Genomic DNA, 25,843 nt, shown 5'->3' with positions numbered 1-25,843 from the left:
GTTGGGAAATCTAAATGATCGTATCGCAGCTCTCTCTGAAGAACAAAAGGCAGCACTAAAGTTGAAGCTCCAATCAAAAATGAATCTGGAATCTAAAGCACAAGATCTTGAAATAAGTGTCGATCATGAAACACTCTCATTTTCGCAAAAGCGTTTATGGTTCCAGAGTCAATTGGATTTTGAGAGTGCAGCATACAATATACCATCTGCATTTTTGTTATTAGGAAAATTGGATCCGCATATTTTAGAACGTTGCTTTTCCGAATTGGTAGAGCGGCATGAAATCTTGCGTACAAACATTATCGTTAATGAAGACGGGGAGCCTAAACGTAATCATATGCATCATGTAGAGGTATCTATTCCCGTTATAGATTTAATGAACATGCCAAAAGAGGACCAGCGAAACGAACGGACACGAATCGTGCAGGAGGAAATCGGGAAACCGATTCCTCCATCTTCTTCATCCACATTATGGCGTCTGCTGCTGATACGTCTGAATCATGATGAGCATTATCTAGTAATTACCATGCATCATCTTATTTTTGATGGATGGTCAGTTACATTGATGCTACAAGAATTAAGTAAACTTTATACTGCTTTGAATAAACAGTTGCCTTCACCTTTGGAACCTCTGGCGGTGCAGTATTCTGATTATGTTACATGGCAAAAACGTAACATATCGGAACAAGTTTTGCAGGAACAATTGAAATATTGGTCGGATTACCTTGAAGGAGCAGCATCAATTCTTGAGTTACCAACCACATATGTACGCCCCTCCGTACAAACATTCAACGGATCGGCATACGTATTTGAATTATCAAAAGAATTGAATGAAAAACTGAAGAGGTTGTGCATTTCCGAGGAATCCACAGCATTTATGGCCACTCTTGCCATTTTCAAAGCATTATTATACCGATATACTGAGCAGGCTGATATCACCTTAGGTGTTCCCGTCTCTGGACGTAACCAGCAGCAATTTCAACAGCTCATCGGAGTCTTCGTTAACACGCTCCCCATTAGAACCGTTTTTTCAGAAGACATGAGTTTTAGAGAATTGCTTAGAACTATTAAGAAGAACTCTTTAGATGCGTTCTCAAATCAGGATATACCATTTGAGGATATTGTTCAGGCCGTGCAGCCTAACCGAAGTGCAAGCATGAATCCGCTGTTTCAGGTGCTGTTTACTTATCAAAAGGCCGTTCCGAATTTTCAGCTTGATAACGTTTTGATGAACTATCAACCTATTGACGGGGGTACTTCAAAGTTTGATCTATCACTGGATATTCTAGATGGTGGGAATCAATACCCACCTAAATGTATCTTTGAGTATAACACTGATCTATTTGATTATTCGTTTATTGAACGAATGGCACATCATTTTGAAATTTTGTTGGAAAGAATATCGGCTGATCCAGATTCTCCTTTGGGCCAACTTACATATCTAACTGCTAATGAGAAAAGTAAACTTGAATTGTGGCAGGGCGATAACATTGATTATCCAGCGAATAAAACTATTTGTACTTTGTTTGAGAAAAACGCCATATATAAGGCTGATTCCATCGCTTTAAGTTTTAATGGTCAGCAAATTACCTATCGTGAATTGAATGAACGTTCCAATAAACTTTCCACATATTTGATTAATAATCGTGTGGAAATTGGAAGTGTAATCGGAATATGCCTACCTAAGTCCATAGACCTTGTTATTGCTGTAATAGGTGTCCTTAAAGCGGGAGCTGCTTTTTTACCAATGGATCCTTCGTATCCTGCCAATCGCCTGGAACATATGCTTATGGATTCGAAGATGGGTACGGTGATTACTGGTAATGATGTGGATTGCTTGGACTTTAGCTCTCGTGATGTAGGAATAGTACTCATTGAAGACGCCCTGTTACAAGTACAGCATAATAATTGCACTCGTACTGTTTCAAGCGATGATCTTGCCTATGTTATATACACGTCAGGTTCTACAGGACTGCCCAAAGGCACAATGGTTACTCATCGTAATCTCATGCATGCCTATCAGGGATGGGAACATGAATATCGGTTATCTACTGATACGACTTCTCATTTGCAGATGGCTAGCTTATCCTTTGATGTGTTTGTAGGCGATCTAGTCAGAGCGCTGGGCTCCGGTTCGAAGTTGGTACTATGTCCTTCTAATTTGTTGCTAGAGCCCTTGGGGTTGTATAGATTACTCTGTCAAGAAGAAGTGGACTGTGCAGAATTTGTGCCTGCAGTGATCAGGGGACTAATGCAGTACCTTGATGAGAGCAATCATAAGCTTGATTTTATGAAGTTGATCATCGTTGGTTCGGATACATGGACAATGGAGGAGTACTCCAGATTAAAGAGCTTCTGTGGAGAGAAAGCTAGATTAATTAGCTCATATGGATTAACTGAAGCCACAATAGATAGCTCTTATTATGAATACGAAAACGAATTCCCTGATTTCGGTGAAACCGTTCCGATAGGGAAACCATTTCCCAATACGAAATTGCTGATTCTTGACAGACATAGGCAAGAAGTTCCGATTGGTGTTACGGGTGAATTATATATTGCAGGTGACGGTGTGGCGAAAGGATATATCCATAAGCCAGATTTAAGTAAAGAACGATTTTTAACGCTTTCCACAGGATTTAACCAGACAGTGTCTGTTTACAAAACTGGTGATTTAGCCAGATATTTATCTGATGGAAATATAGAGTTAGTAGGACGTTCTGATTTTCAGGTGAAAATACGTGGTTATAGAATCGAGATTAACGAGATTGAAAAGAATATTCTACGTGTACCGGGTGTCCGTCAATGTGTTGTCGTTGTCAAGGAGGACAAACATGCATTGAAATACTTGGTTGGATATATGGTTTGTGAGAATGGAGCTGTGATCACAAGTCGAGATGTGCGAGAGCATTTAAAAAAACAACTACCTGATTACATGGTTCCTTCTTCAATTGTTGTGTTGGAGGCCTTTCCATTGACAAGCAATGGGAAGATAAACAGACTTATCCTACCAGTTCCAACAGTTTTTGATCTGAGTGTAGATACGGTTTATGTACCACCTCGAACAGAATTGGAAGAGATTATAACCGATATTTGGAAGGATGTATTTGGAGTACCACGTGTGGGGGTTCAAGATGATTTTTTTGAGATGGGCGGGTATTCGTTGTTGGCAATGAAAATTGTTGCCCAAATTCGCAAGATTATTCAAGTTGAGTTACCCTTGCATGCATTGTTTCAATCCTCGACAGTAGAAGGACTTGCAGAGACAATTTCGACACTTCGTGATACCAATCCAACCCAAAAAAGTAAGGAAAGTTCAAATTTGATGCTCGTGATTCAAGCCGATCCTTTGAATAGGTATGCGCCTTTTCCTCTTACTGATATTCAACATGCCTATTGGATTGGTCGCAACGAAGCCTATGAACTAGGGAACGTTTCTACACATAGTTATGATGAATATGAAGCACAGTTTTTGAATGTCGAAAAATTTGAAAGAGCATGGAATCAGTTAATCAAGCGTCACGATATGTTAAGAACAGTTGTTACATCAGAAGGAATGCAACAGGTATTTCCAGAAGTTCCATTTTACCCAGTGCGCGTTACGGATCTTCGGGGGAAAAAACAAAACGAAGTAAAAAAGGCAATTGAAGTAACGAGACAAGAAATGTCACATCAAATGCTAGACCCTCATCATTGGCCTGTTTTTGATATTCGAATTACCTTGTTGGAAGAAGAAAAGTCACAGATTCATTTTAGTACAGATGCCATAATGTGGGATGTATGGAGCTTTGTTATATTAATGCGAGAGCTAGTGACTATATATGAGGGGAATGAATCTGAACTTGCCCCTTTAGAAATCTCGTTCCGGGATTATGTGATGGCCCAACAAGATTTTAAGAAAACAAAGCATTACAAGGAAGCTTTTGAATACTGGAAAAAACGAATCCCTACGTTGCCTCCGGCGCCGGAGTTACCTCTGTCACGAAATCCAAAGGAGATTATTCAACCAAAATTTGTCCGTTACCATGAAAGGCTAGATATTGAATCATGGACTCGATTGAAAACTAAAGCAATGAAAATTGGTGTGACAACGACAGGGATCTTGTTGGCTGCCTTCGCAGAAGTTATTCGGAATTGGAGCAGGAATCCTGATTTTTCACTGAACTTGACTTTTTTGAACCGAAATTCTTCCCATGCTCAAATTAATCAGGTTGTTGGAGAATTTACTTCCGTAATTTTGTTGGCAGTTACAAACAGTAGCTCATCCAGTTTCATTGATCGCGCTAGACAAATTCAAAATAATTTGTGGAATGATCTCGAAAATAATTACATCAGCGGCGTAGACGTAATTAGGGAATTGAATGCTATAAATGGGGGAGGTATTCAGGCTAAAATGCCCGTGGTATTTACCAGTGCCCTTGTTGTGCCGATCCCAGACGAGAGAGAAATGCCTTTTCCTATCAAACCGGTAGAAAATCTTGGTGTAACCCAAACCTCGCAAGTTTGGCTGGATTGCGGAGTGTGGGATGATCGTAATGGGCTCTATTGCAATTGGGATGTCGTTGAGGAGTTATACCCTCCAGGGTTTATCCAAGAAATGTTTCATGTATTCTGGTCGTTAGTGAAACGGCTTGCGCAAAACGATGAAATATGGGATCAACAAATTATACCGCTGGTCCCTGTAGAGCAACTTGAAAGAAGAAGCGAATCTGATTTGGAGCAATCCTTGCAACCTTCTGATCTGTTGCACACATTATTTAATAAGAGTGCGCGTATTCAACCAACCCATCCTGCAATTGTTTGCGTTAATAACATACTAAGCTACGACGAACTTTTTAGAATATCTAATCAGATTGGTAGACAACTGCGCTCGCATAACATCCTACCTAATCATCTGGTGGCAATATTCATGAATAAGGGTTGGGAACAGGTCGCAGGTGTGCTGGGAGTTTTGCAATCAGGTGCAGCATATGTACCGATTGATCCTGATCTTCCCGAAGAGCGATTGAAGCAATTACTTGAATTCACCGAAATAAAATATGTCCTAACGCTGAATGAATTAACAAACAAATTAACGATGTTTACCAATATTGTTGTGCTAGATATTGGTAGAGAATCGCTAGAAGTTTGGTCCGATGAACCCTTGGAAACCATTCAGAGTCCAGATGATCTGGCTTATACGATCTTTACCTCAGGTACTTCTGGTAAACCGAAAGCTGTAATGATTGATCATGCAGGAGCTGTTAATACGATTACGGATATCAACAGACGGTTTGGTGTAGATCAGAACGATAAGGTGTTAGCTCTATCGGCATTTCACTTTGATCTTTCAGTATACGATATTTTTGGGAGCTTGGCTGCAGGGGCTACAATCGTTATTCCAGATCATAATAGATCACTAGAACCATCACATTGGGAAGATATCATCAAAGAAAACAAAGTATCAATTTGGAACTCTGTGCCTGCACTGATGAGTATGTATGTGGAGTATTTGAAAATGCACAGTAAAAAGTCAAAGACCCTTCGCTTAACGTTGCTCAGCGGCGATTGGATTCCTCTATCTTTGCCGAGCCGAATTAGATCTGTATCAGAAGTAAAAGATATTGTCAGTTTGGGGGGGGCGACGGAAGCTTCGATATGGTCGATCTTCTACCAAATTCACGAAGTAAATTCAAACTGGAAAAGCATACCCTACGGGAAGGCCCTCTCAGGACAAAAGGTTTATGTGCTGAATGAATCACTAGAGCCCTGTCCTGATTGGGTGACTGGACAAATCTACATCGGAGGAGTTGGTTTGGCTAAAGGATACATGAAGAATGAGGACGATACAAAGTCAAGTTTCCTTTATCACGGTAACGAATATATCTATCGAACTGGAGATTTAGGCAGATACCTACCAGATGGAAATATTGAATTTCTAGGTAGAATAGATATGCAGTTGAAAATTCAGGGTTATCGTATACATCCAAATGAGATATGTCACGAGCTTCTCAAACATCCTTTAATAGAAGAGGCAGTTGTATTGTCGGTGGGCGAGCCAAAGGCTTATCAGAAATTGGTAGCATACTATAAAGCATCTGAATATTCAAAAGATATGAATAATGAATTAAGGAGCTTTTTAGCTTTGAAATTGCCTAATTATATGATTCCTGTAGCCTTTGTAAGGGTTGAATCTTATCCGCTTACTGCTAACAACAAGGTTGATCACGATTTACTAAGAAGGGATATAGATTGGACGTTGCATATAGTCAATAATTATCAGGCTCCTTCAACAGAATTAGAGAACAGCATCGCTGTAATAATATCAGGTATACTCCAAATCGCTCTTCCAGGTGTAGGAGATACATTTTATGAATTAGGAGGGGACTCTCTACAACTAGTAGAGTTGTTGACGGAGTTACGTAAGTATTACAAGGTTGATCTACTTATGGGAGAGTTATTGCAAAACCCGACAATAGAGAAGCTTGCTGTATGTTTAAATCAGAATTATGGAATTGAAAATAATAAACTAGTTGAATTTGCTAATGAAGGAGTTGCTAATTCTTGAATCAAATTTCTATGATCAAATATAATTCATGGATTGTAAGCTTTCATCCTGTAATAACGCCCAGGCTTCGCATTTTTTGTTTCCCCTACGCCGGGGGAAACGCCCTTGCTTACAAAGAGTGGGGGGATTATTTTCCGGAAGATATTGAGGTTTGTTGTATCCAGCTTCCTGGTAGAGGGAATCGTTTTTCGGAGCAACCTATTTCTTCAATTCCGCTAATTATGGATGGGTTAAGTAAAGATTTCCTGGAATTTTCGGGGGACGTACCGTTTGTGTTTTTTGGTCATAGTATGGGTGCGTTGTTGACCTTCGAGTTCACACAATATCTAAAGAAACATTATCAAATGGAACCAGAGGCGCTGTTTGTTTCTGCTCATCGTGCACCCTATCTACCTAGGAAGGATAATTCCATATATTATAATTTGCCCGATGCCGAATTGATGTTGAGATTAAAAGAACTGAACGGCACTCCTGACTGGTTCTTTGAAGAGCCTGAACTTGTTAAACTTTCTTTGCCAACGATTAAGGCAGATCTTGAACTTTGTGAATGTTATTTCTATCAAGAACACCCCATATTAAATATCCCTATACATGCTTTTGGCGGGACTAGAGATCCTGAGATCAGCGAAGATAGTATTAAAGCATGGGAGCGACATACGATGTCCGACTTTCAAATGAAGCTACTGCCAGGCGATCACTTTTTTATACATAGCTCAGAAGAGTTGCTTGTTCCTGAGATATACAAGGCAATGAGGAAAATTATATTGTCTAGTGTCAAACAATCGTAATAAGAGGAGTAGAGCGTATGTCTTTTCTTTCGAGATTTAGTGTCAATAATCCAGTTGCTATTTGTATTGTAATCGTTTTGGTAGTTGTTGCCGGTATTTATTCCGTGCCTCGCTACAAACAGGAATCACTACCATATGTAGAGATACCTTACTTACACGTTACTACAGTGTACGGCGGGGCATCTTCGCAAGAGGTACAAAATGAAATCACAGTGCCCATCAATCGCGCCTTAAAAAACGTTGAAGGAATCAAGGTTTCCCAGTCCACTTCTGCAGCAAATTTTTCCGATATAACTATGGAATTTGGTTTTAAAGAGGATATGAATGAAAAGTTGAAGGAGGTTGAGGAAGCATTAGGGGGAGTTACTCTTCCAGCGGGTGCAGAGAAACCTCAAACCAGTAAATTCACGATAGACGATAAGCCCATAATGTATCTATCCCTTAGTAAACAAGGTGAGGTTGAGGATAGTGAATTTCAACAAGCTATAGCCACTGAATTAATGCCTAAGCTAGAGAATGTTGGGGGTATAAGTGAATTAAAAGTTTATGGACTTGCCTCCAAAAGTATTTATGTAAAGCTTGATCCAACTAAGTTGGAGGCTAATAAAATTGCTCCTCAACAAGTTATTCAGTTACTGAGGGCAACGAATACAACGATACCATTTGGAACGATAACGCTAAATGATACTTCTACTGAAATTCAAATCAGTGGAAACATTGAAACCATCGATGATTTGAAAAAATTTGTACTCAATCCTGTAGAGCAATTGACGCTTAGTGACGTAGCTGTTATAAGTGAAGGTTTTGCTCAACAAGATACAATCACTAGACAGGGCGGGACAATGGGTAGCCTCATACACGTTATGAAGGATGCAAATGCAAATGTTGTGGAAATATCTGATAAAATTCAGAATATTGTCCAAGATATTGATCCAAGTAAAATTAAAATGGAAATAATCTATGACAGTGCAACGGATGTAAGAGAATCAGTTGGAGGTCTAACTCGCGAAGCCATACTTGCAGCTATATTTGCTTCTTTATTTATATTTATCTTTCTAAGAAATGCGAGAGCTACATTAATTGCGATCGTATCTATTCCATTGTCAATCCTGATCACCTTGGCATTTTTGAAATACTTCACAGATATTACAATGAATGTATTGACTCTTGGTGGAATAACGGTTGCCATTGGCAGGGTAGTTGATGATAGCATTGTTGTGATTGAAAATATTATAAGAAGATCTAGAAATGAGAAATTAACTAAGGACTTGGTTGTTGAAGCTACGAGGGAAGTTGGCAAAGCTGTAACTGCCTCGACCGTTACCACAGTTGCTGTTTTCTTGCCCCTAAGTGTGGTTAGCGGATATATCGGTAAGATATTTGCGCCGTTTTCCCTAAGTGTTATTGTGGCTCTGGTTGCATCATTGTTAGTCTCACTTACTGTTGTGCCTATGCTTAGTTATGTACTTCTTCGAAACTCTAAGGTGGAGCCACTTAAAGAAGAGGGAGTTCTTATTAAAAGTTATGTAAAATCTCTAAATTGGTTTATTACGCACAAAAAAACAGTGCTTATCGGGGCACTAGTGTTTATTTTGCTTAGTATTCCTTTGGTTCGATTGACAGAAATCACGTTTTTCCCTCAGAAAAGCGGTAAATATATTAAGTTGGTGTATAACCTTCCCAAAGGTGTGAGTCTTGCTGAGGTAGACTCAAAAGCACAGGAGATCGATAGTTTGATTAATCAATCATCGGACGTAAAAAAAGCAGTTGTAACCTCTGGTTCACTTCCAGGTGAACTTGATCCTAATACTTACTTGGCCAGCACTGGTAATAAAGCTGAGTGGTTTATTGCGTTACAAAATGATACAGATATTCAGAGTTTTATTACTAAAACGAAAGATCAATTAAAAGATTATATGGATGGAAATAATCTAGAGATCAGAGAGATTACTGATGGACCACAAGGACCTGATATTTCAATCGTAATCAACGGAACAGATTTAAAAGACATCAAAGTCTCTACTGAACAAGTGATTGCTTCGTTGGAAAAAATTGAAGGAACAACAAATATTGCAGGTAGTATCTCGGATTACACCAAAGCAGTGGACATTAATGTTCGAGCAGAGGATGCTTTGAAATATGGACTCACAACCGGACAGGCTTGGGAATTAATTAATCCGATGTTTTCTCAAAATGAAGTGGGTAAATTGGGAAATCAACAAAATGCTTCTAATATTGTAGTACAGTATGATAAAAAGAATTATTCCATAAATGAACTTAGAAATCTCCCTATTTTGTCACCTATTGGTCAGTGGATTACAGCAAAGGATATTGCTGATATTACTGAAGTAGAGCATTTAGGATTAATTCAATACCAAAATGAAGAGCAGTTTTCTGTAATTACAGGTCAAATAACTGGAGAAAATAGCAGTGCTGTAAATGCAGAGATCAAAGAAAAGTTAAACTCGATTCAATTTCCGGATGGTGTAGATCTTGTCCAAGGAGGAAGTAGTAAACAGGTTGAAGAAATGATTACAGACATGGTACTCGCCATTATTATTGCTGTTGGACTTGTTTATATGGCTATGGTTGTGACATTTGGCGGCGGGAAAATTCCGTTCACGATTTTGTTCTCATTCCCTTTGGCATTTACGGGAGCAATTCTTGGTACCGTATTAGCAGGACAGCCAATTTCTATAGCTAGCTTAATTGGTTTGTTAATGCTAATTGGGATTGTTGTAACTAACGCAATTGTACTGGTGGATCGAGTACAACAAGAGCGTATGTCAGGTTCTACGATCCGTGAATCCTTAATTAATTCGAGTAAAGTACGAGTTCGCCCGATAATCATTACCACAGTCACTACAATCGCAGCGTTACTACCACTTGTAGTGGGCGTAGGTGAAGGTGGCTCACTGGTTTCCAAGGGACTAGCAGTTGTTGTCATTGGTGGATTGATTACATCAACCGTTCTTACATTGTTCATTATTCCAACCCTCTATGAGGTATTCCATTATCGAAAAGTACGAAATGAAAATAAGTAACCTATGAATATGAGTATTTAGCATTTCAGTAAATAAGATTCAAAAAAACGAAGAAGGTGGGAATAGTCTTGGAAAATAATGAAGAGTATGAACAGGCACTAAAAAAAGTTAAGGCTCTTAAGGATTTTTATATTCATCTAGTTGTCTATATTCTTGTGAATGTTGGTTTGATTATATACAACTTAGTATTTTACCCGGAAAGTATTTGGTTTATATATACTTTGTTAGGTTGGGGAATCGGAGTTATAGCACATGGTTTTACCGTATGGGGCGGTGGATCCATGTTTGGTGCTGAATGGGAAAAGAAAAAGATCGACAAGTACATGAATAAAAAATAATTAATGCTATATCAGGGCTCGCTCAAAAATAAAAAAATGGGCGAGTTTTTTTGAAAATTCCGCGTCTGAGAATTCCGTAAACAGGTGAATAGTATGTAGTTGTAACACTTTCAATATATTTACTTAAGTGCGAGCAATGTATATAATTTATAATGTGTATACATAATTGTGAGCCAGAGGAGTTGTTTATAACGGAAAACAATGAATTGCATGTTGTGGTTGGCACAGGACCATTGGGAATAGCAGTCATGGAGCAATTATTATTAAAAAACAAAAAAGTGCGTATGGTTAACCGTAGTGGCAAGATAAACACAGCGACTAGCGTAGAAGTAGTTAGAGGAGATGCAACAAACGAATCAGAGTTTAGGAGAGCCTGCTCGGGTGCTTCGGTTATTTATAACTGTGCCAAGGCTCCCTATACAGAGTGGCCAGATAAGTTTCCTCCAATTATGGATGGGATTATACAAGTAGCTCAAGGTGAAAATGCCAAAATCGTATACGCGGACAACTTGTATATGTACGGGCGAACACATTTAAAAGTATCTGAAAGTCTACCTAACCTAGCCACTGGACGTAAGGGTTTGACCCGCGCCAAAATGGCGGAGACATTAATGGACGCGCATAAAAAAGGTAAAGTGAGAGCTGTGATTGGCAGAGCACCGGATTTTTATGGTCCAGGCGTACTGGATTCTACTTTGGGCGAACGTGTTTTTGGAGCTGTCCTTGAAGGAAAACCTTCCGAAGTTCTGGGCAATATAGATGTACCACATGCCTATATCTATATTAAGGATTTTGCTAAGGGTCTTGTTGAGTTGGGAGAGGATGATGAGGCTTATGGCCAGATCTGGCATATCCCAAGTGCAGAAACAACGACTACCAGGGACATCATCACGCGCATTTATAGATTGAAAAATCAGGAGCCTAAATTTCGTGTAGCACCTAAGTTATTTGTCAACTTGATGTCCCTTTTTAATGCCGATATGAGGGAAATAAAAGAGATGCTTTATTTGCATGAAGAGCCTTTTATTGTAGATACGAAAAAATATGAGAGAAGGTTTAATAAGAATGTAACTTCACATGAAGATGCTATTTTAGAAACAATGGAATGGTTTGAAAATCGGACTCATACAAAATAACATGTTAATTTATTGCTTAACCCTTCTGTTTTATTTAGAGGGGTTTTTTAATTTTATCATATGGTCGTTAGATAGAGGTTTGGTTTTGACGCTTGTGGGTGATAAGATGAAGTATACGAAATATGGAAGTTAAGACTTCGCTAGTGGAGAGTTTTACATAAGAACAGACGAAGTGCGGAATCGGACTATTCCGGGCCGTGCGATTTAATCATAAAGGAGCAAGATTACAATGGCTAAACCTAAACAAACCAAAAAAGCTGCAGCCTGGTCTCTCGTGGTGATGGGTGTGGGATTTGCTGCATCATTACCGTTCCAGGGCGTTCCTGTAGGGAAGTTGCTGGTAGGATCGTTTGAAGCGGGACTTGTGGGTGGACTTGCGGACTGGTTCGCAGTTACGGCACTATTCCGTCACCCGCTCGGCATTCCTATTCCACACACGGCATTGCTGCCGAAAAATCGCGATAAAATGACGGAAGGTCTGGTCTCCGCAGTAGAGAATAATTTGCTCAACAAAGAAAGCATCACCGAGAAGATCGCAGATTTCAAAGCAGCAGAGACGGTGCTCGATACGTTGACACGTGAGCTTCACAGTGACGGGATCAAGACCATGATTGATACGCTCTGCAAACGAATTCTGGCGGGTCTGCCATTAGAGCAGATTGCTCCGCTCGTAGCGGGTGAGATCAAGTCACAGGCTGGTGCCTTCGATCTGGGCCCGATTCTGGAACGGGCTGCTCACCAGATGACAGAGCGAGGTTATGACGCGAAAGCGCTGGACTACGGATTGAAGCAAGCCGAGGAGTGGCTGGTTAAACCCGAGACGATTATGTTTTTGGGTGAAAGCGGCATGAAAGCCATTAGCGGCATACAGATGAACGGATTAATGCAATTTGCGATGAATGCGTTCCTGGGTTATATGAACGAGGAGCGTCTGGGTGGTATTTTGCAAGGATATCTCTTCGACCGGGTAGAGGATATGAAGCGTGAAGGCAGTGCTCTGAGGTACAAGGTGCTTGATATGGTACGTACCCAGACGGTGCGCATTGCCATGAGCGAAGGTGTGCAAGAGGGCATGAATAGCTGGAAGAACAACATGCTTGAGGGCTGGAACGCGGAGGAGACTGTGCTAAACAAGCTCACTGAAATGAGAGATAAGGCGCTCGCCGCGATGGAAGACGGACAGTATGTAGATACGTATGCACTGCCAGCCATTGAACGGGTATTATCTGACTTACGTGCAGATCATGAATTGATGACAAGCATGAACGCCAAGATTGTGGAGGGTGTCACTACACTACTGGAGAAAAACCATTCCAAAATTGGTAAACTGGTACGTGAAAATGTGGACAAAATGGACAATGCTACTTTGGTTTCGATGATTGAAGATAAGGTTGGACAGGATCTGCAATGGATTCGGATCAACGGAGCCGTTACCGGATTTGTTATCGGGATTGCGCTGACTGCGCTGCAGATGGCATTGGCATAACAGTTCAACATGGTAAAAAGGAGGGCCGCTCTTTCGAAGAGCAGGCTCTTTTTGTCGTGGAAGGGAAATTTCATAGTACTTTTATACAATTATGATGCAAAATTCAGGATAGCGGGTAATGTACACCAAAGTGTCCTATTTGAATCATATAGGAAGAAAGTTACATGAAAACGATCCTGTCAGCCGATGTGGGTCATGTTGATTTTGTACTATGATGCAGATAACAGATGAATAGGGTGTGTATCACATAGGGTGAATGTCCCTGTTCTAGCATGAGAAAGGCATAAGCCTCGTTGAGGTTACATGCGCTTGGACCAAGAGGGGGGAGCGTTATTAAACGTACATGGACAAAGGGTTTATTCACACTGATGATGGTGTTTACTATATTTCTGGGGGGTTGTCAGAACATGAATGCAAGTGAGAAGGAAGCTCTATACCAAGAGGCTGAAGCAACCGTAATCCAGCACTTCAAACAGAAGTTCGAACTGGATGTTGTGATTACAAGCAAAGAGTTGTTGCCGGAAATGGCAGTTTCCCAGATTGGACTGAAAGGTCATGTGAAAGATCATGAAGATCAGAGCTTTGGCATTTCGTACGACTACAAAAAGAAGGTCACCAAGAACCTGGTTATCAGCCCTGAAATTGAGGAAGCAATGATGGCCAAGGGACATGATCCATACGCCAAATAAATGGGAGGTGTAGTTATTGAGTAACGGGTCCAATATTGACGATGAAACGTATAAAACGATGTCTGATCTAGCCTATCAGGATCAAAAGGCTGGAGATCGATTAACGGAACTTCCCGGATGGGAGGTCCTTGAGGGGACGGAAAGCAACAATTTTTCCGGTTTTGATGCCGTAACATTTTATAATCCAGAGACCAAGGAAGCTGTCATTGCTTATCGTGGTACAGAAGGAAGTGCGTCCTTGGATCGCTCTGTACCTGACTTTGTCATGGATGGCCGCATCGGGGGCGGAGAGTTGATTCGTAAGGGCCAGCAGGAGGCCGGGAATTTTGTCAATAATCTTACGCCGGATTGGCTCGACAAAGGGGTCGAAGGCGTCAAGGACTTCACCGGCGTATCCAAAGTGGAGGATTGGGCTGGTGACAGAGTAAGAGACGTGGAGAACTGGACGGGTGATCGCGTAAAAGATATTGAAAAAACCGTCTCCCCTACAGGCTGGGCCAACCAAATGTACCAATCCGAGGACTATGCAAGTCACATGCAGAACAAGTATAAGGATCTGAATTTCTCGATGACCGGACATTCCTTGGGCGGTGGAAATGCACAATATGCATCCGCTTATACCGGAATTCCAGCCGTGACGTTTAGTGCACCATCTGTAATGGGTAATTTGACGCCAGAAGTGCGGCGCCAGGCTGAAGCGGGTGCATTTGACGGGCAGGTTGTGAACTATGCAAATCCCAGTGATCTGGTAGCTAGCGGAACGCTCGGAGGATATGATCGGCATGTGGGATCGACCTATTACATCAACTCCGATTATGACTCGGCGAATGATGGCGTGAGTATTATCGATAAAGCCAAGAACTCGTTTGGCGGGGAAAACTACCACAGTCTGGATCAATATGATTTCAAAAATGGTTACATATCCAATGACCTGTACGATCCGATTACTGGAGAGAGAATCCGCTATTCACCGCGCCTTATGGATCACATGGGACCGTTCAGCAAGAACTTCGGTCCGTTACGTTCCAAGTCTGGTGGCGGTGGAGGTATGGCTTCGGCTGCTGCTGCTTCCGGACTGATTCAGGTAACGCCGGAAGAACTGAAAAGTGTCGCTTCGCGGTGGAAGCAAAATGCACAACAGTGCAATGCGGAGCTGAATCAGGTGCGCAGCCGCATGGCCCAATACCTGCATACGAGCCGCAGTCGCAGGCTGGAGCCAATTGTCACCCAACTGGACGCGTCCATTCATGAGCTTGGCACATGGCATATGAAACACACCAGCCAGTTCCTGAACTTTATTGATGAGAAGGCGGATGCTTTCCGGCAGGCGGACGAGAGTCCGGTTCATTTTAATTAGGATTTCTGGGTGGCTAGCGTTGATATCACGTACATAGGGGAGGGGAACACGAGTGGGTGGACAATTGCTGGTGGAATTGAATGATCTTCGGATTGCGGAAAAAGAACTGACACAGCTGCTTGCCCGTCTGCAAGCCGATGAGCAGGAAGCAAGGACGCTATACAGTCGCTTGAACGATTGGAAAGGCCAGTCCGCAGATCATACAAGACAGCAGATTGAAGAGTTTTTTGCGGGCCTGTCCAGACGTATTCAATCCATTGAACAGCAGAAGAAGAGCTTGCTTCAATACATTGAGTTTATGATCCAGACGGATCAGGAACGCTAACGAGCGTCAAGGCTGTAGCCATATTGCGGATGGCAATCAGCGTTAAGAAGAGTGTGAACGTGGATCGTGCATGCTTGAGCGCATAAACCATGGAATGAAATGAACATGGGTAGCCAAATAAAGAAAGCAGATAGCTAAAAGAAGCCTATGGCACATCGGGGTTGATCCCGATGCCATAGGCTTTTTTCTAATCTCAATCTGTATCGAGTTAACGTAAATTGCAAGTTGGTTCTTAACGTTTCTTGCGACGTGTCGCCAAAGCGATTCCCAAGAAGGACAGAATCAGAGCCAAGATGGATACAATCAATGTTGCTTGTTGAAGCTTCAGTGTACCTGGATCTGAATCCGTGTTGTTCGGCTCTCCTGTAACGGTGTCATTAAGTGCATCGCCCAGTGTAGTATCATTGTTTGCATTGCTATCGTCAGTAGCCGCGTTATCACCAGCGGCTGCTTCTGTACCTGCACTATCATGCCCTTCATTGGCATGACCTCCACCTGCCGCAGCATTACCGGCAGCAGCCGGATCTTCACTAATCGTCGTGATACTGTGCGGGTTGGCGTCACTAGGCTGGCCTGTCCATTCTACAATGCTGCCATCGCTGTAATATTGGAAGGCATCCCAAGCTACTTCAGCTTCAGCCTTAGGGTTCTGTGCAACGAAGTTGAACTGCTGGAATTGTCCTGCCAAAATGCCTTCGTTATCGCCATCAATCTCCCAAGTAATGGATGTTACTTCATTGGAATCGTTCTTCTCTGTGGTGATTTTCCATCCTGCCAGTGGTTGATATTGCTTGAAAGCAACACCTTCCGGAACTTTCATCGTGATCTTGGTTGTAGGCAATTCTTTCTCGGAAGGAATCTTAATCGTATACGTCTGCCATGCGCTTGTCTGTGCAACGGATGGGCTAACCGTAACGTGAGCGCTGGCGAATCCAACGAATAGCATGAATGCTGCGGTACCTGTTGCAATAGTGGATGTTAGTTTGGAAATCCATGATGTTTTCTTCAAAATAAATAACCCCTCTCAGTTCTTATCATATATGATTCGGCCCATTTTCTTAAATAAGTGTCTACGTTCTGCAAAGGCAACGTTTCGGTTACGAATGGTCTTTAAAAGCAGGTTACACTTGCTACTTCGATGACAGAATAACCTTCCGATCGCTGTTATCCCCAGATTTTTTGATTCCCTTTTCTTAAGGGTAAAATCCGGGGATAAAGGCGAACGCTTCGCTTCTTCACGCTATTTCTGTCCTCTCCGTTCTCGTGTAGATCAGAAAGCTTTTAGCTTCGCTTCTCCAGAATCAATTTCGTCCCCTTCGCTACATTTGCAGTTTGTAGCAACACTGATTTTAGATTGGGTCACTTTTCAATATAAACGTTGTGTAACTATGGCTTGGCGGTGTCGATCTCGAATTCGGCATCCAGTGCATCCAACGTTTTGGTCAGGAGATGTACCTTGATATTCCAACGTCCAGGCATGGAGATGTAATCTTCAGCCTTGTACACACCCGTGTCATTTTTCGGAATGGTAATCTCATAGATCCCCATATCCATGTCCAGATGTGTAAGTGACAGCGTGATCTGTTCCAGATCAGTAACGATACTGCCATCTGCACGTTTGACGTCCACTTCGAATTGGTTCTCTCCCGTCACATTAGGACTCACCTGAAGTGTGATCGCCGAGTCATCTTCCGTAGTCTTCGTCTCCTGGTACGGCCCGATTGCTGCTGGTTGTCCCGGTGACAGATGTGTCAGCACGGCAGCCAGAGCGAGAATCACAGCACCAGTGGCAAGTTCGGCTTTGAGGCTGCCGGATAATCTGCTTCCCGTTGCTGCTCTTGCCAGTCGGGCATGACGCCAGGCGAAGACAAGCATCACAACAAGCAGGACGATCTTGCCGATTAATACAAGGCCATAGGCTGTAGTGAACAAGGAGGTCAGCACGGGTGCAGGCAGAATAATCAGACTGCTGTATATCCCTGTAGCAACCAGAGCGGCTACGGTGCCAATTCCCCAAGCGGTAAACCTGCGAATGGCAACCCAGTAGACTTCTCCTCGAACCTTCGATGGCAACTTATCCGCCAGTGGAGGCAGACATATCGCCATGGCGGTTAGTGCGCCAATCCAGAAAGCAGCACCAATCAGATGTATGAAGTCCATGGCGATCGCCAGCGCTCGTTGATCGGCAGCAGCCGGGTGTCCTGTCATGGCATGCGTGAACAACCAGCCGAGCACGAGCACAAGTGAACCATAGGATGACCAGATACGAACACGGATGGATCGATCCCGATCATAACCGGAGAGAATGGTAACTGCCAGCAGCATGACAATCAACATCTGTACAATCCAGATCTGACCAAAGGATGTCAGCTTCAGTGCACTTCCGATTAGTGCCCAGCTCAGTTCGCCCAGCGCCACACCCGATTCATACAATGTGTTCAGTGGCAAGCTGACCAGAGCGGCCAAAGAAGCAGCAGCATAGCTGATCCATAACAGCTTGTAGCTACCTGGAACGTCCATAGGTTCTCTAACCATGGAAGTTGGGGCGATCCGCAGCAGCAGGAATGCGAGTGTACCCAGAATGATAGACAGCCCGAGATACTGAATCCAGTCTGTCAAGGATACAATCCATTTCAGCGGCCCACCTGTTGAACCGGAACCCGATGTAAGATCACTCAGCCCGGCAGGCGATCCGGAAGGTTCACCAATGTGGAATACATAAGCTCCCTGAATCGGATGCCCATCGGCAGATACAGCTTTCCAATTGACGGAATATGTTCCGTTTCCGAGTCCTGCCTGCAGACCAGTCTCCAGGATATGAGGGCGATTCGCATCGATCTGCACGTTTCCGTCGTCTGCCTGATTGCCGTCAGGCCCGGTAATTTTGATATCATAAAAGGCCGTCTGCAAGGATTCGTTGAACTCCAGCGTCAACCGCTCCGGAGCGGTTACGAGTATCTCGTTCTCTCCAGGCGAAGCCTTAACAATATAAGCATGGGCAGATGCCCACTGTGGCATAACAAGGCAACACACGAGCATCAGGCAGGTGACGAATGCCCAGTGCCGTTTGCCCCATTTCAGGGTAAAGCTTGTAAAAATCAAAAAATCATCACCCTCAGGTTATAGATTTGTAGTCAATCATGGCCTTTTGAACATAATCTAACCCATTATAACTTTGTCCAAAATGAGTGCGTATGACTACATTGGGCTATAAAAAAACGAATTGGCCTGCATAATTGTGACAAAAGCATGAATGCTATGCTACTTCGTACCGATTCACCTGCTTCGGAGCAGCAGGATTATTTGCGAAGCTTGCGGCCTGCAAGCCCGCTCTCCAGTGCGTAGCGGGTAAGTTGCACCCGATTTTCAAGCTGCAGCTTCTGCAAAATGTTCTTCAGATGATTCTTCACCGTCTGGTCTGAAATGCCGAGTTGATCAGCAATCTCCCGATTGGTATATCCTGCGGATACCCATTGCAGAATCTCAAGCTCCCGTGCCGTTAGCGGATTATCCTGGATATCTTCGCTGCGTGGTGCGGGGAACTCTTGCAAAATCCGGTAAGCCAGTTCCTTGCTGAGCGGTGCATCGTCACTGACGATGGCGCGCAGGTATTCAAGCCAGGTGGAAGGCGTTAGATTTTTAAGCAAATATCCTTGAGCGCCTTGTTTCAGTGCTTCGAACAGAAAGGTCACATCATCCGATACCGTGACCATTACGATAATAACATAAGGAAAGCGCAGCTTGATCTGACGGGTGGCTTCCAGCCCATCCATGTCCGGCATCTGAACGTCCATCAGGATCAGGTCAGGCATCCATTGTCCGGTCATCTCCAGCGCTTCCTGTCCATTCGAAGCTGTACCAATCACTTCAAACAGGCTGTCCTCGGATAAAATGCTACAGATCGCTTCACGCGCATGCGCATGATCATCAACAACTAATACACGTACATGTTCCATGTTAAGCATGCTCCTTTCCAATTGTCATTCGCGTATGGCCGGGTCTTGAATCGAGGGTAAATGACCAACCCATCTCGGCAGCACGTTCCTTCGTAATTCGCAGTCCGTACCGATCCTTCAGATGAAGAGGATCTCCATCTAGTCCTTTCCCATTATCCTGAATATAAATGAACCAGGCAATCGGATTACCCTGCGCGTGAATCTGAATGTGGGTAGCCTGCGCATGTTTGCGTACATTCAGCAGACCTTCCCGGATACAGGCCAGCAGTTCCACTTGCTCCTTGGCAGAGAACGTTACACCGTTTAGATCCCAATGAATCTGTGCTCCAGGTACCGTTTCTTTGACGAGCACTTCGACCTGCGCATGCAGTGAGATGTTCTCATGTACCTCAGCAGAGGCAGGAACGTAACGCAACTGGGCAATGGCTTGCCTCACATATGTATTGACTTCATGCACGGTTTTCTGAATCTCCTGGATCTCGTGCTCATGTCCGCTTCCGGCCAAGCTACGGCCTGCTTTGTCCGTTTTTACCGACAGCAGGAAAAGGGATTGGGATATGCCATCATGAAGTTCTCGGGCCAATTGGTCGCGGGCTTCCAGTGCGGCCTTGGCAGCCCGCTCCTGCTCCAGAGCTGCCCTTGCGCCTTCAAGCATGCGGAACAATCGGCTGAGCAGTGTCACGCTGACGAGATACACAATAACAGGTGTTAACCAGTTCCCGGCATCCATCGAAAGGTACGGCATCAGGAACTGATGGCGAATATATTCCCAGATGCCTACTGTGAAAGTGGGGATCAGCAGGATCATCCATTTGATTTGTTTATAGGACATGAATGCAGAACTCCTTTGATCTAGGATTAGCTTAATGACGCACTTTAATGATGTGGGGATGGGACCATTATAACGCAAGGTTGTCCAAGACCCTAGTCTGGACCTCTGGAGGAACTTGGGGAGGATCAGGGAGTATTTAGAAGGATATCTAAGAACGATAAGGGGTGAAATGTTGTCACGCTAGGTGAGGGTTGGTGTGCACAGCTGAGGAAGGCTGAGTCCATTTTCCCTATTGGGTGAGGTCCTCTATACTTAATAAAGAACGTGAATTCATTACAAAACATGTTAAGGAGTGACGCAACAACATGAGTCAAGAAGTATTGGAACGTCGCAGTGAATTGCTCAAAAAGAACATTCATCAGATGCTTGTTCAAGACAATCAGCACGGTATCAGTCGCCAGGACAACATGTTTTTGCAGCAGATGATTAAAGAGCTGCATCAGACCTCACATGAACTGAATACCAAATCTTAATGTAGAATCTGCACGAGAATGAAGGTGTCTGGTGTACGATTCATTCCATGAAAATGAAAATGGCGCTATCTCCGATCAGACCGGGGATAGCGCTTTTGACTTTTCAGGAGATGTAGAAGAAGCTCCGTCATTTTACAGCAACTGTTGCTGAGCGGTTCTTTTCTCAATGTATCGAATGAATAACTCAGCCAGCTCCGGGTCGAACTGTGAACCCGAACATGCGCGTAGCTCCCGAATGGCTTCCTCCACGTTCTTGGTCTCCTGATACGGCCGCTCTGTCGTCATGGCATCAAAGGAGTCAATCACGGTCAGCATCCGGCACAGCCGGGGAATCTCTTTCCCCTTCAGGCCGTAAGGATACCCTTTGCCATCATAGCGTTCGTGGTGCAATTCAATATACGGAATCAGATCAGCAAAGCGATCGTTCGTGATCACCATTTTTTTGCCCCAGGTGACATGTCCTTTAATCGTTTCCCATTCTTCTGCGGTGAGCTTGTCCTTCTTGTTGAGGATGGACCAGGGAATCTCGAGCTTGCCGATATCATGAATCAGTGCCCCCAGCACGAAACGTCGTTTCTCCGCATTGTCCAGCTTAAGCAATTCACTGATATCCAGTGCATATTTGTAGACCCGTTTGGAATGTTTGAACGTATCCATATCCTTGTATCTAAACAAATTGAGCTGCTGCTCGATGTCACGTACATCCTGTACCAGGTCAATCTCATGCTCCATGCCATCATTGCTGCCGTGGCGGTGCACGTTGTTTTTGCCCTGTTTCTTCGCATAATACAGTGCTTTATCCGCCTGATCCACGAGTTGGGATTTGTTATACATATCCACCTGATAAGGGGCGACGCCAGCAGAGAAGGAGAGACATCCGTGTGGAAACACTTCAACGCCTTCAAACGGCGTGTCGTTCAGTTGTTTGCGCAGCTTGTTCATGAACTTGTAGGATTCGTCCAGCTCCATGCCTGGCATGAGCAACGTGAACTCTTCCCCTCCATAACGAAAGGCTGTGATCGGTGTACCTTCCGTTTTTCGCACCAGAAAATCCCCAAGCAGGGCCAGCAGACTGTCACCTTGAAGGTGACCAAAGCGGTCGTTATACTTTTTGAAATCATCAATATCAATAAGTCCCAGACAGAGCGGGGTTCCCTGTGTGCGTGCGTTAGCCAGTTCGCTTTCCAACATACTTTCGAAATAACTATGGTTGAACAGACCTGTGCGTTGATCCGTGTTGGCCTTCTCCTCAATCGTCTGATACATCACAAACAACTGCCTGAATGCGTGGGAGAGCAGAATGCTGAGACTCAGATATAAGAGCAGACCGAGTACGCCGTTATGCACAACGAGAATCGTCAGGACAAGCGCCAGAATCAGCGTACATAGATAAACTAACAGGGATTCAGTGACGAATGCCCGCTTCATCTGCTGTAATGCATCCTTCGTGGAGAAATGGAAGAACAAGCCGAGTGTGATCGTGTTAATAATGAAGTAGGCTGCGAGCGCAGCGAAATACGGAAACAGGTTATATCCGTCCAATGTTCCCGATTGCCCGCCAGTCCACTCAAACACGGCAGCTGCCCCTGTAATCATAAGACTATAGATGCTGAAGTTGACGATGTGTTTCCACCAGGTGAGTTTGCGCTCTTTGATTAGCAGGATGATGGAGACAGGGAGCAGCACAGACAGACTGAAAGCTCCGCCAAACATGAATATACAGGCTAGGTATACCGATGAGTCCATGGATTGCTGGTTGCCTTTGGGTGGAATCTGAAATGTAAAATAATCCAGAATCAATGCTGCCCCCAGCATGGTGTAGACCATAACCCAATCTGAGGTGGACAGATGAAGATAAGACCATTTGTTCATGTACAGAAAAACACCGATACCCGTGCAACTAAGCAAAATAACATACAGACTGCTTCGATCTGCCTTATGGATAAGGTTACGAATAAAGTTCATAAAAAATCTCCTGCTTGGGTTTAGTCTACTCTTGGTGTGTATATAAATTGAGCTGATGGGTATTAACACTTACACTTCGATGACAGAACAACCTTCCGATCGCTGTTATCCCCAGATTTTTTGATTTCTTTTCCAAAAGGGAAAATCCCGGGATAGCATATGCTTCCGATGTAGCTTTCTTTTAGAAAGCTTTTAGGCGATCACTTCGCTTCTTCAGGTTATTTCTGTCCTCTCCGTAACGTGTAATGTTCAGTTCAATATATAATTGGTGTGCTTGTATAAAGGCATACTATATAGATGTATAACATACCAAGTTGCCTACCAAAAATCCAGAAAGAAAAAACAGGCCGCTGGCAGCCTGTTTGTCTTGTTTGGCGGTATGGATACTAGCCGCCCAGCTTGTATCCCGAAGTTAGTGCCACAACGACAGAAGCCACGATAATTGCGTTGATGACAATGCGGGAATATTTCACACCTTCAAATTTTTTCATGTAGAAGACCTCCCTTCCTTGGAGTCTGACCGAACCTCTTAAGCCTGATGAGTTTTAGCAGGTTGCACAGCCTTTTTGTCCCGATTTACCATCATGTAGTGGATAAAAAGGAATATGCCAACGTTCATGACAACATCACCGATGCTGATCACCTGAGTCCGTGGATAAGGGCTGGACAGCGGGATGATATCACCGAGGAAAGGCAGGTGTGTTGACGCATCCATCATGAAATGCTTCGATACAGCTCCGCCTTCCCGGAGCATATCTACATAATAGGGTCCCAATACAGCAGAAGCTTCTACAGAAACAGGCATACGTCCACCGTTGACAGCCATCACCGCAAAATTGAGAAACACCCCAATCCAGATGAGCATGAAACCAGTGTGGTGCCTGTTGAGCCACAGAAATGCGAGCCCTGTAATGTAGACAGCGGCAAAGAGATAACCATTGATGGATGCCACCCATTCCAAGCGTTCCTGTAGATAGAAAATAAAGAACTGGATTAGCAGCAATACAGGGAAAATCCAGCCGCTTCGCAACTTGAGTGCTGCAAACTGGTTAAGCCCATGCCGCAACCCACCCCGGAAAAACCCAACGATCAAGCCTAGAAGAATACCGTCGTATACCATGTGTAACCCCTGTTCGTTCGGAAATGTGTAAGTTGATTGCGTGTTTGTGTACTTAAGACATTCGACCTTATATTGGCAATTCCTGCATGGAAAAAATGATTATTAGGAAGAAATTTGCAAAATGCTGAACAAAAAACCGCCTTTACGAATCTATGGGTCGAAACCCTTCTAAAATTCGGTAAAGACGGCTGCTTGTGTTGCCAAAATACGAGCTTAAATTCGGATGGAAAGGGAGTTTATGTTATTCGGATCCACCGTTCAGATAATTGAAGAAAGGTTGATCTACCCAGAAGTCATACGTAGTAATGTCGGCATCAGGAGCTAGTTTCAAGAACCCTTCACGAATGGTTTTGGCATTCTCTTTCAGAGAGAAGGACTGAGCATAGTAATTGCCAAGCGCGATCTTATTATTGGAAATGACCGGATAGTTGGCCAAAGCGGTTGGTGAATAATACAACGGTTGCCACCACGAACTGAGAATCAGTGGAGATGTACTTTCACTGTTCTTCTTGGCATATTTCAGCACAATATCATTGAAGCGGACTTTGTCTGCCGCATTGTTGAACTCGAATTGAATGTCATATTCCTTCGCAGAGGCAATATAATTGCCGTTCTCGATCTGTGTCACTTTATAGTCTGGCGTTTCCTTCGGTTCGCCCCATTCCTTCAAATAAATGAAGGCAGATGTCTTGGGTTGGAATTGCACATCAGCATCAATACCTTCGCTTCGCAGCAAACCAATCAACTGTACAGCGTGCTGGATATTATCGTGGCCGTAAGTAAGTGTCAGCTCATCGATAAAGTTGGAATCAAAGCGGCTATCCTTCAGGTTGTAACCTGTTACGAGATCATCGCGCAAAGCCTGATCCACAATCTTTCTCAGTTCAGGTGATTCAATTAGATCTGCTGTGCGATATGCAGCATACAGCTTGGAATAAATGTCCGCATCGCCGGAACGTCCAATCTCGTGTTTATATTTTCCTTGACTGATCAGGACACGTCCAAGCAGTGTGTTAGCGAAATCCTTGCTTGCTACGCCACCTTTAAGGAGAGAAGGGTACAGGCTTTCGGGAATCAGGCCCGTATCGATGGCTGCTGCCAGTTCCTGTGCAGCTTGTCCCTGAACACGGTTCGGGCTAATGCCAACCTTGGCAAGAGCTTTGGCTGTTTTCTCTGCGGGGTACGTGTAAGCAAGTTCCTTGAATCCGGCGGCTTTCACCGCGATGAAGACCGCTGCATAAGTGCTCAGTTGATCTTTGGCACGTACTTCTGTACCCGTAAGAACCCCATTATTGTATAAGGATACGGCAGCATCATAAGAAGAATCACCAGATGCCAGATCGGTAAAGGCCGGAGCCTGGGCTTCACTGTCGCTTGCTCGAGTTGTTTCCGTGATGGCTGCAATGGCTTGAATGAAATCACCTTTGGTAATCTGTTGCGGCAGTTGAATGTTGTATTTCGCTTGCAAGAATTGAGCAAAATCCGCTGCGCTTTCCGTATAAGCGACTGGGGCCTGAGCTACTGGTCCTTTGACGCTTTGTGAGGTGGTTGGTTTAGCCGGAGTTGCAGATGCTGCAGAAGCGGAAGCGGGCAAGTTTAGGCTGCCGAGTGTTACCGGAGCTGCGAGTAGAGCCGCCAGTGTGATCTGGGTGATTTTTTTCAAATGAATAGCCTCCTTTAAAATGGGTTGGAAAATAATCAGCTCTGGGTTATAATTCTGACAAATCCTATCAGATTAGAATAATTGGATTGACTTTAGCACGGAGACGCGCTGGATGTCAACGAAAAAA

At 43.7% G+C, this 25,843-nt stretch carries 17 protein-coding genes; 10 read left to right on the top strand and 7 right to left on the bottom strand.

Annotated features, from left to right (window positions below):
* Window position 1: 1 nt before the first annotated feature.
* The 9 genes from FS628_RS25195 (at window position 2) to FS628_RS25155 (ending at window position 15,707) form a co-directional block, all read left to right on the top strand.
* Window positions 2-6,544 carry a non-ribosomal peptide synthetase gene (locus tag FS628_RS25195; protein ID WP_186327961.1) on the top strand — a complete coding sequence of 2,181 codons (6,543 nt, stop codon included), beginning with the start codon at window positions 2-4 and terminating at the stop codon, window positions 6,542-6,544.
* Complete coding sequence (locus FS628_RS25190; protein WP_145325702.1) at window positions 6,541-7,332, top strand: thioesterase II family protein; 792 nt, start codon at window positions 6,541-6,543, stop codon at window positions 7,330-7,332. Before FS628_RS25195 ends, FS628_RS25190 begins: the two co-directional genes overlap by 4 nt.
* Window positions 7,333-7,349: 17 nt before the next feature.
* Complete coding sequence (locus FS628_RS25185) at window positions 7,350-10,376, top strand: efflux RND transporter permease subunit (protein WP_145325701.1); 3,027 nt, start codon at window positions 7,350-7,352, stop codon at window positions 10,374-10,376.
* 68 nt (window positions 10,377-10,444) lie between these two features.
* Window positions 10,445-10,714: a 2TM domain-containing protein gene (locus FS628_RS25180; protein ID WP_145325700.1), complete on the top strand. Its 270-nt coding sequence runs from the start codon at window positions 10,445-10,447 to the stop codon at window positions 10,712-10,714.
* Window positions 10,715-10,866: 152 nt separating this feature from the next.
* Complete coding sequence (locus FS628_RS25175) at window positions 10,867-11,850, top strand: NAD-dependent epimerase/dehydratase family protein (RefSeq protein ID WP_145325699.1); 984 nt, start codon at window positions 10,867-10,869, stop codon at window positions 11,848-11,850.
* A gap of 229 nt (window positions 11,851-12,079) precedes the next feature.
* Entirely contained in the window at window positions 12,080-13,336 is a 1,257-nt protein-coding gene (locus FS628_RS25170; RefSeq protein ID WP_145325698.1) for a DUF445 domain-containing protein, read from the top strand.
* A gap of 407 nt (window positions 13,337-13,743) precedes the next feature.
* Window positions 13,744-14,025: a hypothetical protein gene (locus FS628_RS25165; protein WP_145325697.1), complete on the top strand. Its 282-nt coding sequence runs from the start codon at window positions 13,744-13,746 to the stop codon at window positions 14,023-14,025.
* A 16-nt stretch (window positions 14,026-14,041) separates the two neighbouring features.
* Window positions 14,042-15,382: a hypothetical protein gene (locus tag FS628_RS25160; protein ID WP_260871184.1), complete on the top strand. Its 1,341-nt coding sequence runs from the start codon at window positions 14,042-14,044 to the stop codon at window positions 15,380-15,382.
* Between the two features lie 52 nt (window positions 15,383-15,434).
* On the top strand, window positions 15,435-15,707 hold the full coding sequence (locus FS628_RS25155) for a hypothetical protein (protein WP_145325696.1): 273 nt from the start codon (window positions 15,435-15,437) through the stop codon (window positions 15,705-15,707).
* A gap of 232 nt (window positions 15,708-15,939) precedes the next feature.
* Here FS628_RS25155 and FS628_RS25150 read toward each other — a convergent pair whose 3' ends face one another.
* The 4 genes from FS628_RS25150 to FS628_RS25135 all read right to left on the bottom strand — a co-directional run bounded on the left by FS628_RS25150 (window position 15,940) and on the right by FS628_RS25135 (window position 20,495).
* Window positions 15,940-16,716: a YcnI family copper-binding membrane protein gene (locus tag FS628_RS25150; RefSeq protein ID WP_260871183.1), complete on the bottom strand. Its 777-nt coding sequence runs from the start codon at window positions 16,714-16,716 to the stop codon at window positions 15,940-15,942.
* A gap of 377 nt (window positions 16,717-17,093) precedes the next feature.
* Window positions 17,094-18,809 carry a copper resistance CopC/CopD family protein gene (locus FS628_RS25145; RefSeq protein ID WP_145325695.1) on the bottom strand — a complete coding sequence of 572 codons (1,716 nt, stop codon included), beginning with the start codon at window positions 18,807-18,809 and terminating at the stop codon, window positions 17,094-17,096.
* Window positions 18,810-19,006: 197 nt separating this feature from the next.
* On the bottom strand, window positions 19,007-19,663 hold the full coding sequence (locus FS628_RS25140) for a response regulator (protein WP_145325694.1): 657 nt from the start codon (window positions 19,661-19,663) through the stop codon (window positions 19,007-19,009).
* Window position 19,664: 1 nt separating this feature from the next.
* Window positions 19,665-20,495, bottom strand: a complete 831-nt coding sequence (locus FS628_RS25135) for a sensor histidine kinase (RefSeq protein ID WP_145325693.1) — start codon at window positions 20,493-20,495, stop codon at window positions 19,665-19,667.
* Between the two features lie 305 nt (window positions 20,496-20,800).
* Here FS628_RS25135 and FS628_RS31510 point away from each other — a divergent pair, with 305 nt between their 5' ends.
* Complete coding sequence (locus FS628_RS31510) at window positions 20,801-20,968, top strand: hypothetical protein (protein WP_017691019.1); 168 nt, start codon at window positions 20,801-20,803, stop codon at window positions 20,966-20,968.
* 132 nt (window positions 20,969-21,100) lie between these two features.
* Here FS628_RS31510 and FS628_RS25130 read toward each other — a convergent pair whose 3' ends face one another.
* The 3 genes from FS628_RS25130 to FS628_RS25120 all read right to left on the bottom strand — a co-directional run bounded on the left by FS628_RS25130 (window position 21,101) and on the right by FS628_RS25120 (window position 25,716).
* Window positions 21,101-22,933 carry a bifunctional diguanylate cyclase/phosphohydrolase gene (locus tag FS628_RS25130; protein WP_145325692.1) on the bottom strand — a complete coding sequence of 611 codons (1,833 nt, stop codon included), beginning with the start codon at window positions 22,931-22,933 and terminating at the stop codon, window positions 21,101-21,103.
* 529 nt (window positions 22,934-23,462) lie between these two features.
* On the bottom strand, window positions 23,463-24,053 hold the full coding sequence (locus tag FS628_RS25125) for a DUF5317 domain-containing protein (protein ID WP_145325691.1): 591 nt from the start codon (window positions 24,051-24,053) through the stop codon (window positions 23,463-23,465).
* Between the two features lie 241 nt (window positions 24,054-24,294).
* The gene (locus FS628_RS25120; protein WP_145325690.1) at window positions 24,295-25,716 is read right to left on the bottom strand and encodes a hypothetical protein; all 1,422 of its coding nucleotides are present in this window, start codon (window positions 25,714-25,716) and stop codon (window positions 24,295-24,297) included.
* Between the last annotated feature and the right edge of the window lie 127 nt (window positions 25,717-25,843).

The organism is Paenibacillus xylanexedens (assembly GCF_007676705.1).
Lineage (GTDB): Bacteria > Bacillota > Bacilli > Paenibacillales > Paenibacillaceae > Paenibacillus > Paenibacillus xylanexedens_C.
This window is presented reverse-complemented; position numbering and strand designations above follow the sequence as displayed.